Annotated in this window: 17 protein-coding genes; 9 read left to right on the top strand and 8 right to left on the bottom strand. The window is 65.6% G+C overall.

The features are described from left to right. Positions 1 to 279: 279 nt before the first annotated feature. On the bottom strand, positions 280 to 1140 hold the full coding sequence (locus KRR55_RS10605; RefSeq protein WP_217389063.1) for a PHP domain-containing protein: 861 nt from the start codon (positions 1138 to 1140) through the stop codon (positions 280 to 282). Positions 1141 to 1358: 218 nt separating this feature from the next. Here KRR55_RS10605 and KRR55_RS10600 point away from each other — a divergent pair, with 218 nt between their 5' ends. After that, positions 1359 to 2909: an aminopeptidase P family protein gene (locus KRR55_RS10600; protein WP_217389062.1), complete on the top strand. Its 1551-nt coding sequence runs from the start codon at positions 1359 to 1361 to the stop codon at positions 2907 to 2909. A gap of 120 nt (positions 2910 to 3029) precedes the next feature. Here KRR55_RS10600 and KRR55_RS10595 read toward each other — a convergent pair whose 3' ends face one another. Next, the gene (locus KRR55_RS10595; protein ID WP_217389061.1) at positions 3030 to 3869 is read right to left on the bottom strand and encodes a YflT domain-containing protein; all 840 of its coding nucleotides are present in this window, start codon (positions 3867 to 3869) and stop codon (positions 3030 to 3032) included. Positions 3870 to 4019: 150 nt separating this feature from the next. On the opposite strand from KRR55_RS10595, the gene KRR55_RS10590 reads away from it, so the two are divergent. Genes KRR55_RS10590 through KRR55_RS10580 form a run of 3 tightly spaced genes read left to right on the top strand, consistent with a single transcriptional unit; the run spans position 4020 to position 7088 of the window. Beyond that, entirely contained in the window at positions 4020 to 5351 is a 1332-nt protein-coding gene (locus tag KRR55_RS10590) for a magnesium transporter MgtE N-terminal domain-containing protein (protein WP_336245094.1), read from the top strand. Further along, a complete protein-coding gene (locus tag KRR55_RS10585; protein WP_217389060.1) occupies positions 5344 to 5982 on the top strand; it encodes a DUF1003 domain-containing protein in 639 nt (212 codons plus the stop codon). Before KRR55_RS10590 ends, KRR55_RS10585 begins: the two co-directional genes overlap by 8 nt. Beyond that, complete coding sequence (locus KRR55_RS10580) at positions 5979 to 7088, top strand: Mrp/NBP35 family ATP-binding protein (protein WP_217389059.1); 1110 nt, start codon at positions 5979 to 5981, stop codon at positions 7086 to 7088. The genes KRR55_RS10585 and KRR55_RS10580 overlap by 4 nt, the downstream gene beginning before the upstream one ends. Positions 7089 to 7255: 167 nt before the next feature. On the opposite strand, the gene KRR55_RS10575 is transcribed toward KRR55_RS10580, so the two are convergent. Genes KRR55_RS10575 through sigE form a run of 3 tightly spaced genes read right to left on the bottom strand, consistent with a single transcriptional unit; the run spans position 7256 to position 9199 of the window. Next, on the bottom strand, positions 7256 to 7633 hold the full coding sequence (locus tag KRR55_RS10575; protein ID WP_217389058.1) for a sec-independent translocase: 378 nt from the start codon (positions 7631 to 7633) through the stop codon (positions 7256 to 7258). A gap of 42 nt (positions 7634 to 7675) precedes the next feature. Continuing rightward, positions 7676 to 8575 carry an anti-sigma factor family protein gene (locus tag KRR55_RS10570; RefSeq protein ID WP_217389057.1) on the bottom strand — a complete coding sequence of 300 codons (900 nt, stop codon included), beginning with the start codon at positions 8573 to 8575 and terminating at the stop codon, positions 7676 to 7678. A gap of 3 nt (positions 8576 to 8578) precedes the next feature. Continuing rightward, complete coding sequence (sigE, locus tag KRR55_RS10565; protein WP_217389256.1) at positions 8579 to 9199, bottom strand: RNA polymerase sigma factor SigE; 621 nt, start codon at positions 9197 to 9199, stop codon at positions 8579 to 8581. 223 nt (positions 9200 to 9422) lie between these two features. Here sigE and KRR55_RS10560 point away from each other — a divergent pair, with 223 nt between their 5' ends. Next, complete coding sequence (locus KRR55_RS10560) at positions 9423 to 10058, top strand: O-methyltransferase (RefSeq protein WP_217389056.1); 636 nt, start codon at positions 9423 to 9425, stop codon at positions 10056 to 10058. A gap of 117 nt (positions 10059 to 10175) precedes the next feature. Here KRR55_RS10560 and KRR55_RS10555 read toward each other — a convergent pair whose 3' ends face one another. The 3 genes from KRR55_RS10555 to KRR55_RS10545 all read right to left on the bottom strand — a co-directional run bounded on the left by KRR55_RS10555 (position 10176) and on the right by KRR55_RS10545 (position 11636). Then, entirely contained in the window at positions 10176 to 10343 is a 168-nt protein-coding gene (locus tag KRR55_RS10555; RefSeq protein ID WP_217389055.1) for a DUF3117 domain-containing protein, read from the bottom strand. A 109-nt stretch (positions 10344 to 10452) separates the two neighbouring features. Continuing rightward, positions 10453 to 10800 (bottom strand): DivIVA domain-containing protein, encoded by a 348-nt coding sequence (locus KRR55_RS10550; protein ID WP_217389255.1) that lies wholly within the window; start codon positions 10798 to 10800, stop codon positions 10453 to 10455. A gap of 47 nt (positions 10801 to 10847) precedes the next feature. Continuing rightward, positions 10848 to 11636 (bottom strand): LOG family protein, encoded by a 789-nt coding sequence (locus KRR55_RS10545; RefSeq protein ID WP_217389054.1) that lies wholly within the window; start codon positions 11634 to 11636, stop codon positions 10848 to 10850. 124 nt (positions 11637 to 11760) lie between these two features. Between KRR55_RS10545 and KRR55_RS10540 the strand changes: the two genes are divergently transcribed. The 4 genes from KRR55_RS10540 to KRR55_RS10525 all read left to right on the top strand — a co-directional run bounded on the left by KRR55_RS10540 (position 11761) and on the right by KRR55_RS10525 (position 15105). Further along, positions 11761 to 12537, top strand: coding sequence for an amino acid ABC transporter ATP-binding protein (locus tag KRR55_RS10540; protein WP_254456086.1), 777 nt, complete (start codon positions 11761 to 11763; stop codon positions 12535 to 12537). Between the two features lie 73 nt (positions 12538 to 12610). Next, on the top strand, positions 12611 to 13438 hold the full coding sequence (locus tag KRR55_RS10535) for a glutamate ABC transporter substrate-binding protein (RefSeq protein ID WP_217389053.1): 828 nt from the start codon (positions 12611 to 12613) through the stop codon (positions 13436 to 13438). Between the two features lie 87 nt (positions 13439 to 13525). Beyond that, the gene (locus KRR55_RS10530) at positions 13526 to 14206 is read left to right on the top strand and encodes an amino acid ABC transporter permease (protein ID WP_217389052.1); all 681 of its coding nucleotides are present in this window, start codon (positions 13526 to 13528) and stop codon (positions 14204 to 14206) included. Next, on the top strand, positions 14203 to 15105 hold the full coding sequence (locus tag KRR55_RS10525; RefSeq protein WP_217389051.1) for an amino acid ABC transporter permease: 903 nt from the start codon (positions 14203 to 14205) through the stop codon (positions 15103 to 15105). The genes KRR55_RS10530 and KRR55_RS10525 overlap by 4 nt, the downstream gene beginning before the upstream one ends. The last annotated feature ends 65 nt before the right edge of the window (positions 15106 to 15170 follow it).

Below are 15170 nucleotides of genomic sequence, written 5' to 3'. Positions count from 1 at the left end.
CCGGTGCAGACGTCAGGAAAGACGCACCCGAAAACGGGGCAAATTGCCCGCCCATATGACGTCAATTAGAAGTCTCAAATAACAGTTCACAACTTAATTGTCGTTAAGAGAGAAATAGTTTTGCGCCGCCTGCGAATGCCTCGACCACCGAACGCACGAGTGGAAACAATAGGTACCTGACCACGGCATTAGCGACTTTGTCGACCACTGTCAGGGCATCAAAAAAGCGCACCGCCAGCACCCCGGTCGGGACGGTGGCGGTGCGCTCCAGCCGGTCGGCTAGAACAGGTCAGGCATTCCCACCGGAGCGCTTCCGGTCCCGGCGTCCAGGATCCGCTGCAGCATTTCCGTGCTGGTGGTGTTCTCTCCCAGACGGTTCGGCTTGCCGGCACCGTGGTAGTCCGAGGATCCTGTGACGATCAAGTCATGTTTTCGCGCTAGCGCACGGAGGAATTTGCGCCCTTCCTCGGGGTTGTCCCTGTGATCGATTTCCAGTCCAAGCAATCCGGCGTCGATCATCTGCTCGAATGTCTCTTCCCCCACAACCCGGCCTCGGGCAGAAGCCACGGGGTGCGCAAAGACAGGGACCCCGCCGGCATCGCGTACCAGCTTGACCGCGGTCACCGGATCCATGGCGTAGTGCCCGACGTAGTATCGCGAACGGGCGGTCAGCACCTCCGCGAACGCCTCGGTTCGGGTGCGAACCACGCCGGCGGTAACCAGGGCGTCGGCAATGTGGGGACGGCCGATCGTCCCGCCGGGGATCGAATGGCGGGCGATCATGTCCCAATCCACCGGATAGTCCTCTGCGAGCAACTCGACCATGCGCCGGGCCCGGGTAATGCGCGCATCCCGGGCCTTTCCGATTTCCTCGATCAGGCCAGCATGTGCGGGGTCATGAAGATAGCAAAGCAGGTGGACGCTGACCCCGGACTTGGTCTTGCAGGAGATTTCCATGCCCGGGACCAGCCCAACTCCGACTTCAAGTGCCGCTTCTCCGGCCGCTTCCCAGCCTGCAGTCTGGTCGTGGTCGGTCAACGCCAGAACGTCCAGGCCTGCGGCCTTGGCCGCCGCAACCAATTCGGCGGGGTGCTCCGTCCCGTCGGAGACATGTGAGTGGGTATGAAGGTCGATCCGCATAGCTCTCAGGGTAGTCCCTCGGCGCGGTGCCGTCGGCAGCGCCCCGCGGGGTTCTTCCCCCGACGAACACGACAGTCCGATGGGCAGCCCGATGATCAGGGGACGTCGCCCCCGAAGCCTTGCGGTTGGCGCGCACAACCATGCCATGGACGGTGCGGGAACCGCTTCGCTTGGAGGGCGCCTTGGCGTATACGCCCGGGCTTTGAGACGATTGGTCGATGAGCACTGATGCAACCACCACCACCGGCAGCGACCAGCCCCTCGAAGAGCGCGTGAACAACCGTTCCCAGCGCCCCAACTCCGAGGCATTCAAGAAGTTCATGGCCTCGTCATGGGCGCCCGACACCTCCACGCTTCCGGGCGCGGACGAGGTCGCGCCGTACGCGGCCGCCCGCCGCGCGGCCATCTCGGCCAGGTTCCCCGGCGAACGCCTGGTCGTTCCCGCCGGACCACACAAGGTCAGGTCAAACGACACCGACTACCGCTTCCGGCCCCATTCCGGCTTCGCGCACCTGACCGGGCTGGGACTTGACCACGAACCGGAAGCCGTCCTGGTGCTGGAGCCCACCGAGGCGGGCGCCGGCGACAACGGGTCGAACCACGTTTCCACCCTGTACTTCTCGCCCATGGCGGGCCGCGACTCCGAGGAGTTCTACTCCAGCGCCCGCACCGGCGAATTCTGGATCGGCCCGCGCCCGACCCTGCCGCTGCTGCAGGCGCGCCTGGGACTGCCCACCGCCGATCTGTCCGGGCTCGAGGTCGCCATCACCAAGGACGCCGGCGTGGTGGAACTTGGAGGCATGCGCATCCGCCTGCTGCGCGACGTCGACATGAACTGCGACGCCCTGGTCGACACCTCCCGCATCAACACCGGGGTGGACCTTGAGGTTTCCGACTCGCTGGACGGGGAACTCTCCGAGGCACTGAGCGAGATCCGCCTGGTCAAGGACCAGTGGGAGATCGCGGAGATGAAGAAGTCCGTGGCCGCGACGGTCAACGGGTTCCACAACGTGGTCAGGTCGCTGGACCGGGCGGTCGCGCACGAGCGCGGCGAGCGCGTTGTCGAGGGCGCCTTCTTCGCCCGGGCCCGCGAGGACGGCAACGACCTGGGATACGACACCATCGCCGCCTCGGGCAACAACGCGACGGTGCTGCACTGGATCAACAACAACGGCACCGTCAACGACGGCGACCTGCTGCTGCTCGATGCCGGCGTCGAGGCCGAGTCCCTGTACACCGCCGACGTGACCCGCACCCTGCCGGTCAACGGCAGCTACTCCGAGGTTCAGCGCAAGATCTACCAGGCGGTGCTCGATGCCGCCGACGCAGCGTTCGCCGTGGCTAAGCCCGGCACCAGGTTCCGCGACCTGCACACCGCCGCGGTGACCGTGCTGGCGCAGAACCTCGACGCCTGGGGCCTGCTTCCGGTGCCGCTCGAGGAGGCACTCTCCCCCGAGGGCCAGCAGCACCGCCGCTGGATGCCGCACGGCACCAGCCACCACCTGGGCCTGGACGTGCACGACTGCGCGCAGGCCAAGGCCGAGCTGTACCTGGACGGCATCCTTGAGGAGGGCATGGTCTTCACCATCGAGCCGGGCTTGTACTTCAAGAACGAGGACCTGGCCGTGCCCGAGGAATACCGTGGCATCGGCGTGCGCATCGAGGACGACGTGCTCATCACCGCGGACGGTTGCGTGAACCTCTCCGCCGCGCTGCCGCGCACCCCGGCCGAGGTCGAGGAATGGATGGCGCAGGTTCGCAAGGGCTAATCGCGCCCGCCGGCCATAACGCGAAGGCGGCCTTCATCCTCACGGATGAAGGCCGCCTTCGCGTTTCATGACTTCTCGGCGTGGCCCACGGGATCCCTCCCGCCGGTGCCGGGCCGGTGGCTAACGGTGCTTGCCGTGTTCCTGGTGGTTTGCATCCTCCGGCGTGGCTTCCCCTGCCCCGGCCGAGACGCCGGGTTCGGTATCGGCTGCCTCCTCGGGCGTGCTGGCCGCTTCCGAGGCCGGTGCTGCCGCTGGCGCCTGCGGCGCGGGGGTTGCGGCCGGCGGCTGGTTGTCCTGGATCCGGATGCCGAACTGCGGGCGTCCATCGGGCAGGTCCGAATAGCTGCCCGAAGTCGGGGCGCCCGGTTCGGTTGGCGTGGCGGGGGCCGACTGGCCGGCGGCCTGGACCGGGGCAGGGGGCTGCACCGGCTGTCCGTGCGCACCGACCCCGTTGTCGGCGGCCGTGCGGCTCATGGGCAGCTTGGCCGCCAGGGCGCGGGCCGCATGCGCGTGGGAAAACGCGACCACCACGTCGTAGCTGGTGGCCAGGACCTGGGACTGCGAGGCGAAGTCGCGCTTGCCGCGCCGGAAGGAATAGCTCACCACGCCCACCACCATCCAGATGGCCATGCCGATGCCCACCGAGGACAGGATCTGCGCCAGCGCGTTGGAGCCGGGGCTGAAGATGGTCAGGACCAGGCCCACGAAGACGCCGAACATGGCGCCCTGGGCGGCGCCGGCTGCGGCCACCTTCGGGTAGCTGAGCTTGGCGGTGACCCGCTCCACCGACTTGAGGTCGTTGCCCACGATGGTGAGGTTGGCGACGGGGAAGTCGTTGTCCGCCAGGTAGTCCACCACTTTCTGGGCATCCAGGTAGGTGCTGTAGCGCCCCAAAAGCTCGCCGCGCGGCAAGCCGGGCAAATTCGGGTTGGACGGGGATGCACCAAGTGGGGATGACATATATCCATTGTGCACGCTGCCGGGCCCGAAGACCTGACTTGATCGCTGAAGGTGAAAGCCACCGGCCCGAAGACCGGCGTTTGGCACCGTCGCGTTCAACACATTGCCCAAACCGGCGCCCGGTGCACCGCAGGCAGTAGCCTAGAGAGCGTGAGCAGCAATTCTACGAAGGTCTTCATCGCACGACTGCTGGGCCTTGACGTCTTTGACCCCCTCGGCGACCGCCTCGGGCGGTTGCGCGACGTCGTGGTCATTTCCCGCCTGGCCACCAAGCCCGCCCAGTGCGTCGGCGTGGTCGTCGAGGTGCCCGGCAAGCGGCGCGTCTTCGTGCCCATGACGCGCATCCAGGCCATGGAGTCGGGGCAGATCATTTGTACCGGACTGGTCAACATGCGCCGCTTCCAGCAGCGCGGCGCGGAGATCATGGTGGCGGCCGAGCTCTTCGACCGGCGCGTGGTGTTCGGGGACGGCAGCGGCAACGCGGTGGTCGAGGACATCGGGCTGGCCCGCGAACGCAACGGGGACTGGATCATCTCCGACTACTACGTCAGGCGCGGCGAGCCGGCCTCCGGGCTGCTGGGGCTGCGCCGTGCCCGCGGGGAACGCCTGCTGGTGCCCTGGGACGCGATCGTGCACACCGCGCTGCACGAGCCGCAGGCCGCCAGCACCTTCGTCGCCGCCCACGACGAGATGAAGCCCGCCGACTTCGCCGACGCGCTGCACGAGATGAACGACAAGCGCCGCGTCGAGGTAGCCTCCGAACTGCAGGACGAACGCCTGGCCCATGTGCTCCAGGAAATGCCCGACGACGAGCAGGTGCAGATCATCTCCGCCCTGGACATGGAGCGCGCCGCGGACGTGCTGGAGGAAATGGACCCCGACGACGCCGCCGACCTTCTGGGCGAGCTCTCCGAGGACACCAAGCACGCGCTGCTGGAATTGATGGAACCCGAGGAGGCGCGCGACGTGCGCCGCCTGCTCGAATACGCCGAGGGCACCGCCGGGTCGATGATGACCCCGGTCCCGGTGATCCTCTCCCCCGAGGCCACCGTCGCCGAGGCCCTGGCCGCGGTGCGCCGCGAGGAACTGAGCCCCGCGCTGGCCTCCACGGTCTTCGTCACCCGGCCCCCGCTGGAGACCCCCACGGGCCGCTACCTGGGAGCCGTGCACATCCAGGCACTGCTGCGCACCCCGCCGCCGGAGTCGCTGGGCAACATCCTTGACTCCGACGTCGAGCCCATCGACGACCTGGCGGAGGTCGCCGAGGTCGCGCGCACCCTGGCCAGCTACAACCTGACCTCGCTGGCCGTGGTCAACGACGACGGGCGCCTGGTCGGTGCGGTGACCGTCGATGACGTGCTCGACCACCTGCTGCCCGACGACTGGCGCACCCACGACGACCATCCCGACGACGCCGCCGGCAACGAGGCCGCATCCGACGGCACCGCACCACCACCCCTGAACGGAGGTTCCCATGGCTGAGAAGCGCCAGGTCTCGACAGGCCTCGACACCCCCATGTCCGCCCGCAACCGCTTCTTCCCGCGCTTTTCCCCCAACCCGGACAGGTTCGGCTCCAGCACCGAGAAGTTCGCGCGTTTCATGGGCACCCCGCAGTTCCTGTTCTACATGACGATCTTCTGCGTGTTCTGGCTGATCTGGAACACCCTGGCGCCCGAGGGCTGGCGCTTCGACTCCGCGGCCCTGGGCTTCACGGCGCTGACGCTGATGCTCTCGCTGCAGGCCTCCTACGCCGCCCCGCTGCTGCTGCTGGCGCAGAACCGGCAGGACGACCGCGACAGGGTCTCGCTGACCGAGGACCGCGGGCGCGCCGAGCGCAACCTCTCGGACACCGAGTACCTCACCCGCGAACTCGCCGCCCTGCGCATCGCCCTGCGCGACGTGGCGACCCGCGACTACGTGCGCTCCGAATTGCGCTCGGCACTCGAGGACCTGCTGGAAACCGCAGACGGCGAGGAACTGAAGTTGCGCGCCAAGCCGGCCAAGCCCTCCAAGCGCAAGGACCGCACCTCGACCAACACTGGACTCATCCCGCAGGTACCCCCGAAGGCGCCGGGCCGCGGGCAGCGTCCCCGGAGGACTGACACGCCATGACCCTCGAGCCTCGGCTCCTTGAAGCACTCTCCGCCGTCCAGGACCCGGAACTGCGCCGGCCCATCACCGAACTTGGCATGGTCGAATCCGCCGAGCTCGACGACGGGACAGCACGCGTCACGGTGCTGCTGACCATCGCCGGCTGCCCGATGCGCTCCACCATCGAAACCGACGTCGCAGCCGCCCTGGCCGCGGTGCCCGGGGTCGCCCGCGTCGAGGTCGCCCTCGGGGTCATGAGCCCCGAGCAGCGCGCGGCCCTGCGCGAGTCGCTGAAGGGCCGCTCCATCCCGTTTTCCGACCCGGCCTCGCTGACCCGGGTCATCGCCATCGCCAGCGGCAAGGGCGGGGTCGGCAAGTCCTCGCTGACCGCCAACCTGGCCTGCGCCATGGCCGCGGACGGGCTGCGCGTGGGGCTCATCGACGCCGACGTCCACGGCTTCTCCATCCCCGGCCTGCTGGGCATCCCCGGGGCCACCCCGACCCGGGTCGATGAGATGATCCTGCCGCCGGTGGCGCACGGGGTGAAGGTCATTTCCATCGGCATGTTCGTCCCCGACAACAAGCCGGTGATCTGGCGCGGCCCGATGCTGCACCGGGCACTGGAGCAATTCCTCACCGACGTGCACTTCGGGGACCTGGACGTGCTGCTGCTGGATCTGCCCCCGGGCACCGGGGACATCGCCATCTCCGTCTCCCAGCTTTTGCCCGGCTCCGAGCTCGTGGTCGTGACCACCCCGCAGGCGGCGGCCGCACAGGTCGCCGAGCGCGCCGGGTCGATCGCCGTGCAGACCGGCCAGAAGGTCGTCGGGGTCATCGAGAACATGAGCTGGCTGGTGCTGCCCGACGGGTCCACCATGGAGGTCTTCGGATCCGGCGGCGGCGCCGAGCTGGCGCAACGCCTGTCGCTGGTCCTCGGCACCGAGGTCCCGCTGCTGGGGCAGGTCGCGCTCGATCCGTTGCTGCGGGCCGGGGGCGACGCCGGCATGCCGCTGGTGCTCTCCCACCCGGACTCCCCTGCCGCCGCGCAGGTCATCGACATGGCCCGCGGCCTCACGCGCCGCCCACGCGGCCTGGCCGGCCTGAAACTGGGCGTCACCCCGCGCTAGCTGCCCCGGGCCGCGTGGCGGTTCGCCGGGGGCCGCAGCGGGCACCTCTGCGCACCGGCACGTCGCCGCGGCCACTTCGCCGGCAACGTCCGGGACATGGCAAAGGCGGCATCCCCAAGGGGATGCCGCCTGCTGAACCCGTCGGTGGGGTGTGGTCCCCGCGGTGGCTAGGTCGCCTCGTTGTCATATGGTGCCGGCTCGTGCGGGGCCAACGGGGCGATCTTGGCGATCGCCACCGGACGCTGCTGGACGGCAGGTGCCTCCTTGGCGGCCACCACGGCGTCCTCGAAGTCCTCGAGTAGCGCGTCCTTGATGATCCGGCGCGGGTCGTACTGGCGCGGGTCAAGCTTCCGCCAGTCCATGTCGGCGATGTCGTCGCCGACTTCCTCACGCAGCTGCTCCTTGGCACCGGTGGCCATGCGGCGCAGCTCCCTGACCAGGCGCGCCAACTGCGCGGCGTACTCCGGAAGTTTCTCGGGGCCCAGGATAACCACCGCGAGCACCGCAAGCACCAGCAGTTCACTGCCATTGATTCCCAAAAACACCTTTGTAGACTACCTGCTTTCGCGCTGCGATGAGGCCATCGCCTATTTGAAGTCCAACACCATGAGGCGGGAAAAGCCTCGCAGCAGGCGTTGCGAGAATTTCTCGGTCGAGGGATCCAGCGACACAATGCGCGTGTGTTCGCCCACCACCAGCCGCTGCAGGACCCGTTCCACGTCCGCCTTGGAAAGGTCCGAGGAGACCTCGTAGCGCACGCCCTCCATGTTCAACGTGGCGGTCCCCTCAGCATACGTGACGGCGGCAGCGGCCTTGGCACCCAAACGGTGTCCCAGCTCGGTCAGCATGCCGGAGGTCGGATCGGTGCTCGCCGAGGCGGCCATGGACTTCTGCAGGGGGGCGCCTTGGCTCCCGCCCAACGCGCGTGTCTCGGCCAGCTCCACGGTGTGCACTTCGTCGCTGAGCACCAGCCTGACCGTCGACTCGCCCTTGTCCGTAACCCCAGTGGCCGAGGTAAGGCTGAACCCCGCCGCCTCGATGACCGGGCATGTCCAGCCGGCCTGGCGCAACTGGTTCAGGGCCTCCGCATCCAGGCTGCGGGCCGAGGCATTCCAGGATTCGGCCGGATCTCGCTCCGGGGCGCCGAGCGCGGCCGGCGCACCGAGGAACCAGGACATCGCCGCGATCGAGCCCACCAGGGCGAAGAGCAGCAGCAACACGGCCATCGGCACGAATCCGTTCGTCCGGGATCGTCCGGCACCGTGCTCACGCGGCAGCGAATAGTTGGCACCGAGCAGGGTCTGCGCATTTAGCGGAACCGGGGGGCGGCCCGGGGGCGTGGCCAATCTCCCGTGGCCGCGCTGCGTCGATTCAAGAGCCGCCGTACACGCGGCGCAGTTCCGCACGTGCCTTTCCAGGGCGTCGGCACGGCGAGGGTCCAGCCGGCCGTCCACGTATCGGCCCATCCAACGTTCAAAACGATGCATGCCCTAGCGCACTCCCGGGATCGTCCGCCGGATCTTGGGCAACGCCATGGTTGCCGCGGGCCTGACGGCCGGGTTGCGGTGGGCCAGCTTTTCGCGCAGCATTCCCCGGCCACGATGGATGCGCGACCGAACCGTGCCGAGCTTGACGTTCAGCGCCTCCGAGACCTCCTCATAGGAGAGGCCCTCGAGGTCGCACAGGACCACCGCCGCCCGGAATTCGGGGCTCAACGCGTCCAGTGCCGCCTGGACATCGACGTCCAGGTTGTTGTATTCGAAGCTTCGTTCCGGGCCCGGCGAGGTCCCGGGGATCTTCGCCTCGGCACCCTCGGCAAGGCCGTCAAAGCGGATCCGGGACTTGCGCCGCGCCTGGTCAAGGAACAAGTTGGTCGTGATCCGGTGCAGCCAGCCGCCGATCGTGCCGGGAGTGAAGGTGTGAAGCGAACGGAAGACCCGCACGAACGTCTCCTGGGCCAGGTCCTCGGCGTCCTGCCGGTTGCCGGTCAAGCGATAGGCCAGCCGGTAGACCCGCGGCGAATGGTCCCTGACGATCTCGTCCCAACTCGGAACTTCGAACTCCGCAGGCTCGTCAAGGGAGCGTACGTCGCTGGTCAAGGACAGATTCATTGCGTTCACGTCAACAAGTCTGGCTCAGGCTCCTGAGCACAAGCTGAAAGCAAGCTGTGTCGCTTCATTGTTTTGCTTTCTCCCCTGACTGCGCCCGGGACAAGGATAGGATGGGCCTAGCGGCATCATCAGGGAAGCCGCCGCCTGCCCCTGCCGCCTTCACCGGGCTGGCCATGGCACCAACCCGCAACGCACCGCACCTCAAAGGATTTGCCGCACACCCATGAACCTGGACATCTTTAGCAGCTGGACATACGCACAGGCCCAGGCCCAGGAGGATGCGGTGCTTGAGCGCGCCCGCGAACGCGGACGCGAACTTGGCGTGGAATCCGTGGGAGCGGCCACTGCCAATTTCCTTGCGGTCCTCGCCGCGATCTCCGGGGCCAGGAACATGGTCGAAATCGGCACCGGCGTCGGGGTCTCGGGTACCAGCCTGTTGCGTGGGGCGGGCAAGCACTCCGCGCTGACGACCATTGATATCGATGTCGACCACCTTGCCGCGGCCCGGACGGCCTTCCACGACGCCGGGGTCGATGGCTCCCGCACCCGCGCCATTTCCGGCCGCGCCCAGGCGGTGCTGCCCCGTCTCACCGACGGCGCCTACGACCTGGTGTTCATCGATGCGGACAAGACGCACCTTCTGGAGTACGTCACCCAGGGGATCCGCCTGGTCAAGGTCGGCGGCCTGGTCATCGTGCACGACGCCTTCGACCAGCACCGCGTCCCCAAGCCGGCCGTGCGCCAGCCCAGCACCGTGGCCACGCGCAATGCAACCCGGTTGCTGCGCGAGGACGAACGCTTTGTCAGCTCTTTGGTCCCGACAGGACTTGGCCTGCAGCTCGCCGCCCGGATCGGCTAGCTCACTCCCCCGGAATCGCCCGGATTCCAGGAAGATTGAAACTGCGCAACAAACAACGGGGCGGGCACCCGGCCATACCGGCCAAGTCCCCGCCCCGCGGCGTTCCGACACCGAGTCTTACTCGGTGGCGCCTACCAAGCAATCGCGCAACTCGGCGGCTTCAGCGGCATTAAGTTCAACAACCAGACGCCCGCCACCGTCAATCGGTACACGCATGATCAGGCTACGGCCTTCCTTGGTGACTTCCATCGGACCATCCCCGGTACGTGGTTTCATCGCAGCCATTAGCGCTGTTCCCTTTCATTTGAGGTAAAGGCCTTTTGGGCCCCACCCGGTGGTGAGTTAATCGGCGAACCTGGATAATCGTGATCCGCTTTCAACTTGCTACGTCCTATTATTCCGAAGAATGGCTCGTGTTGCTAATCACAGGCTCTTTTCCGTGTGCCGCGATGACCTCATGCAACCGACTTAACTCGGCGGAAAGGGAATCCAGGACCTCGTCAACCTGATCACAGCGATATCCACGCAGCGCCAGTGAAAAGCCCACCTTCTCCACATCCTCGGCCTTCGGCTGCTCGGGAAGGAGCACCGGAGGAAGGGTGGCCACAGGTTCGACCAGCCCCTGCACGGGACCACGGATCGGCTCAAAGCGCCGCCCGTCCCGACCGGTCCGGCTCCGCCTGGTGCCGATGCCCAAGCACACTGCTGTGCCCAGGATTACGATGGCGACCACCAGCAACATGTAGACCAACGCGTGCTCCCCTGCTGTTTTCGATCCGTATCGGGAATTTATTCAGCCACGACAAAGCCATTGGGCCTGGCTGAATTGACGACAATATCCACGGCTTCTTCGATATCGTCCGTCACGTGAATCAAGTCGAGATCCGAAACGGAAATTGCACCGTCCACGGCAACGGTGTTTCGAAGCCATTCCAGAAGCGGGCTCCAATACGCGATGCCGACCAAAACAATGGGGAATCCTGTGACCTTTTCCGTTTGCACGAGGGTCAGCGCCTCAAAGAGTTCATCCAAGGTTCCGTATCCACCGGGCAAAACAATAAAGCCCTGGGAGTACTTGACGAACATTGTTTTCCTGGCGAAGAAGTAGCGGAAATTGATCCCCAGGTCCACCCACTCGTTGAGTCCGGTTTCGAATGGGAGCTCGATGCCCAATCCGACCGAGATGCCCCCGGCAGCCACAGCCCCCTTGTTCGCGGCCTCCATGGCCCCGGGACCACCACCGGTGATCACGGCCACCCCTGCGGCGGCAATCAGCTCGCCGATCTTCTCGGCCTGTATATAACGTTCGGATCCGCGCGGGGTACGAGCCGAACCGAACACACTGATGGCCGGACCCAGACCGGCAAGGGCACCAAATCCTTCAACGAATTCGCTCTGGATGCGCAGGACGCGCCACGGATCCGAATGGGTGAAATCCTCGTCCTCGCGCGTATCGAGCAGATAGGCGTCGGACTGCTCGGTCTTGGCCTGCGAGCGGCGCAACACCACCGAGCCTTTTCGGCGCGCCGGGTCGGGCAGTGAATCAAAGTTCTTGGAGTGCGAATTCTGGCGATGCATGCCCTCCACTGTAACGGCAATACCGCGTCCGACTGGCCGCGTCGTGGCGCAATTAGGCAAAGATTTGGCATCGGCTGTTCAAATTATGGTCGTGAAGCGCGTCACTTCGGATAGGGTTCTTGTCATGAGCACTGATTCCCACTCGAATAGCGCTAAGTCGGACCTGACTCCCATCGTCAGGCTCTCCGCGGTGAACAAGCACTATGGCCAACTCCATGTTCTACAGAACATCAACCTTGAAGTCAGCAAGGGTGAGGTCGTCGTCGTTCTGGGCCCATCCGGCTCGGGCAAATCGACCCTATGCCGCACCATCAACCGCCTCGAAACCATCGACACCGGAACCATCGAAATCGATGGGAAGGTGTTGCCCGAGGAAGGCAAGATGCTGGCCAAACTCCGTGCCGATGTCGGCATGGTTTTCCAGTCATTTAATCTCTTCGCGCACAAATCCATTCTGGAGAACGTCACCCTTGGCCCGATCAAGGCCAAGGGCATGAAGAAGGCCGAGGCCGACAAGCTCGCCATGTCCCTGCTGGAACGTGTTGGCGTTGCCAACCAGAAGGACAAGCTACCGGCACAGCTCTCCGGCGGGCAGCAGCAGCGCGTGGCCATCGCCCGTGCCCTGGCCATGCGTCCGAAGGTCATGCTCTTTGACGAGCCGACCTCCGCACTGGACCCCGAAATGATCAACGAGGTCCTCGACACCATGATCGGCCTGGCCAAGGAGGGCATGACCATGATCGTGGTGACCCACGAAATGGGCTTCGCCCGCAAGGCCGCCGACCGCGTGATTTTCATGGACGGCGGCCAGATCGTCGAGGAATCCACGCCCGAGCAGTTCTTCACCAACCCCCAGAGCGCGCGGGCCAAGGATTTCCTCGGCAAGCTCATCACCCACTAAAGCCATTTCACGACGTTCTTAGTTCGATGGATGAGAAACTCGCTCTCATCCTTGATCACAACAAGGAGAAACGATGCGTAAGTCTCGCATTTCAGCAGTAGCAGCCATGGCAGCAGCCGCGGCCCTGGCCCTGACCGGTTGCGGCGGGTCCGGAGGCGATGCCGGTGACGGCGACACGGTCAAGATCGGCATCAAGTTCGACCAGCCAGGACTCGGGTTCAAGGACGGCGAAGCGTACAAGGGCTTCGACGTCGATGTTGCCAAGTACGTGGCGAAGGAACTCGGCTTCGCCGAGGACAAGATCGAATGGGTCTCGGCACCGTCGGCCAACCGCGAAACCCTGCTCGAGACAAAGCAGGTCGACATGATCTTCGCGACCTACTCGATCACCGACACCCGCAAGGAGCGCGTCGCCTTCGCCGGACCGTACTTCGTTGCCGGCCAGGACCTGTTGGTCCGCCAGGACGACACCTCCATCACCGGCCCGGAAACCCTGACCGGCAAGAAGCTTTGCTCCGTGACAGGATCGACGTCGGCCAAGAAGGTTTCCGATTCCTACCCCGGCGTGAGCCTGGTTGAGCAGGGCGGCTACGCCGACTGCCTGGGTCTGCTGGAAACCGGCGGCATCGACGCGGTCACCACCGATGACATCATCCTGGCCGGCCTGGCTGCAACCGAGGCCAACAAGGGCAAGTTCAAGGTCGTGGGCAACACGTTCTCCGAGGAGAAGTACGGGGTTGGCCTGAGCAAGGACGCCACCACCTGCGCCGACATCAACACTGCCATCACGAAGATGATCGACTCCGGCGAATGGGAGAAGGCGCTCCAGGCAAACACCGAGGGCACCGGCTACTCGCCCAACGCGAAGCTGAACCCCCCGAAGCCCGAGGCCTGCGCCTAGCCGCTGACCGTTTCTCCATGGGACCCATCCGGCGCGCGATCCGCGCTGGGTGGGTCCCGAACCAATCGCACCCTAAAGGAGTAAGCCATGCAAGGCTACCTTTCCCTGTGGGATGAATACGGCGGACAAATGGTGTCCGCCTTCTGGGGCAACCTGCAGCTGACCTTTTGGGCAGCCATCGGGTCGTTGGTCCTGGGCACGATCCTGGCTCTGATGCGAATTTCGCCGGTGCCCAGCTTCCGTGCCTTCGGCACCTCGTACGTGAACATTTTCCGAAACACCCCGCTGACCATCATCATGGCCTTTGGCGTGCTGGTGTTGTTCGGCGTGTTCCAGGTCCAGTTCAGCTCGGATTTCAATCTCAACTTCTTCCAGATCGCGATCCTCGGATTGACGATCTACCATTCCGCATTCGTGTGCGAGGCCATCCGTTCGGGCGTCAACACCGTCCCCCTGGGACAGGCCGAGGCGGCCCGCGCCATCGGGTTGAGCTTCATGCCCGCCGCCCGACTGGTCATCCTGCCGCAGGCCTTCCGCGGAGCCATTGCCCCGCTGGGCAACGTCCTGATCGCGCTGATCAAGAACACCACCGTCGCCGTGGCCGGTTCGGTGGCCGAGATCTCGGGCCTCATGAAGACCATGCTTGAGTTCCGCGCCGATGTGGGAATCCTGATCTTCCTCACCATCGCCGTGTTCTTCGTGATCGTCGTGATCCCCGTCGGCCTGCTCACCACGTACCTATCCAAGAAGTTGGCGGTGGCACGATGAAAGTCTCCGAATCCGTACTCTTTGACGCCCCCGGGCCCAAGGCGCGGCGCCGCGTCGTCGTCATCAACGTCATCGGCGTGCTGCTGGCCCTTGCCCTGGTCTACTACCTCTACAAGGTCCTGAACGATGCCGGACAGCTGACCGCAGAGAAGTGGTCGGTCTTCGGCAAGGGCTCCATTTGGGAGAACTACCTGCTCCCGGGCCTGTTGAACACGCTGCGGGCGGCTGCCGTCGCGATCGTCACCTCGATGCTCTTCGGCTTCATCTTCGGCATCGGACGGCTGTCCACCAACAAGGTGGTCAACTGGATCAGCTCGATCGTCGTGGAGTTCTTCCGCGCGGTGCCGGTGCTGCTGATGATGATCTTCCTCTGGATCATCCTGGCGCGCTCCGGGATGGTGGCCCCCAGCGATTCGCCGTTCGTCGCGGTCGTCGTGGGCCTGACCCTCTACAACGGCTCGATCGTCGCGGAACTCATCCGCTCAGGCGTCTTCGGCCTGCCCAAGGGCCAGCGCGAGGCGGGCATTGCCATCGGCCTGACGCGGGGGCAGTCGCTGCGCAACGTCGAGATCCCGCAGGCACTGATTGCCATGCTGCCGGCACTGATCGGCCAGTTCGTGGTCATCTTGAAGGACTCCGCGCTGGGGTACATCATCAACTTCAACGAGCTGCTCTTCAACGCCAAGCTCATCGGCACCGGCAACGCGAATGTGCTGCAGGGACTCGTTGTCGCCGCAGCCATCTTCATCCTGATCAACTTCGCGCTCTCGAAGCTGGCCTCCGTTGTCGCCCGTCGCCTGAGCAGCCGCGGCATCAGTGCGGGCAAGCCCCAGGACCCGGCGGTGCCCGTCGTGGTCGCGGACCTCAACACCAAGCTGCCCGGAGGATCCGCCACCTGATCCGCTGCGGGTGCCTCGGCCCCGCGCACGGCACGTTTAGGGGCCGGGCCGCAGTCGCTCTCGTT

The organism is Paeniglutamicibacter quisquiliarum (assembly GCF_019084045.1).
GTDB lineage: Bacteria > Actinomycetota > Actinomycetes > Actinomycetales > Micrococcaceae > Paeniglutamicibacter > Paeniglutamicibacter quisquiliarum.
The sequence above is the reverse complement of the archived record's forward strand: the minus strand, read 5'-3'. Positions and strand labels throughout refer to the sequence as shown.